The organism is Nocardiopsis lucentensis DSM 44048 (assembly GCF_000341125.1).
Taxonomy (GTDB): domain Bacteria; phylum Actinomycetota; class Actinomycetes; order Streptosporangiales; family Streptosporangiaceae; genus Nocardiopsis; species Nocardiopsis lucentensis.
Map to the genome: position 1 here is coordinate 1 of NZ_ANBC01000517.1, position 974 is coordinate 974.

A 974-nucleotide genomic window follows, 5' to 3' on the forward strand; every position below is an offset into this window, starting at 1 on the left:
CCGTCGCACAAGGAGTCCAGGGGCGGCCGGACGTCGGCGGGGCCGCTGGAGCACACCACGATCTCGGCGGCGGAATCGGACAGGGCGTCGGCGGTGTGTTCGGCGACGGCGTGCACGTCCTGGAAGCCGAGGGGACCGGTACCCGCGTTGGCGCCGTCGGAGTTGAGGACGGCGGCGCGCACGCGCCCGCCCGCGACGACCTGCGCGGACCACAGGACCGGTGCGGCTCGGTCGGTTCCGCCGGTGAACACGGCCCCGGCCGCTCGGGAGGGACCGTCGTTGACGACGACGGCGACGTCCCGGGCGCCGCCGGTGGACAGACCCGCGGCGACTCCCGCGGCGCGGAAGCCCCGGGGTGCGGTGACACTCACGGTGTGCCTTTCTGTCTTGGGGCGTGTCAGGGAGCGACCGCGGTGAGCGGCAGTCCGGTGGTCTCGGGCAGGCCGAGGGCGAGGTTGGTGCTCTGGACGGCGCCGCCCGCGGTGCCCTTGGTGAGGTTGTCCAGGGCGGCGACGGCGACCATGCGGTTCGCGTCGGGATCCACGGCGACCTGGAGGAGCGTGGTGTTGGCCGCGAGGGTCATGGCGGTGCTGGGCCAGGTGCCCTCGGGCAGGAGGTCGGTGAAGGGCTCGTCGGCGTAGGTGGTCTCGTAGGCGGCGCGGACCTGCGCGGCGGTCACGCCGGGACGCAGGGGAGCGGTGCAGGTGGCGAGGATGCCGCGGGGCAGGGGGGCGAGGACCGGGGTGAAGGACAAACGGACGGGTTCGCCGGTCACGGAGGTCAGGTTCTGCACGATCTCTGGGTTGTGGCGGTGGGTTCCGCCGACACCGTAGGGGCTCAGGGCCCCCATGATCTCACTGCCGACGAGGTGCGGCTTGGGTGCCTTGCCCGCACCCGAGGTGCCGGTGACGGCGACGACGGTCAGGTCGGGCTCGACGAGCTGTTCCGCCAGTCCGGGGAAGAGGGCGAGGGTG

General features: G+C 73.5%; 2 protein-coding genes. Both read right to left on the bottom strand.

Going from position 1 to position 974, the window contains the following annotated elements:
• Positions 1 to 371 (bottom strand): bifunctional ornithine acetyltransferase/N-acetylglutamate synthase (locus D471_RS0118270; RefSeq protein ID WP_017599952.1); only part of this gene is annotated, 371 nt, incomplete at its 3' end.
• Positions 372 to 397: 26 nt separating this feature from the next.
• On the bottom strand, positions 398 to 974 hold a 577-nt coding region (locus D471_RS0118275), incomplete at its 5' end, for an Asd/ArgC dimerization domain-containing protein (RefSeq protein WP_017599953.1).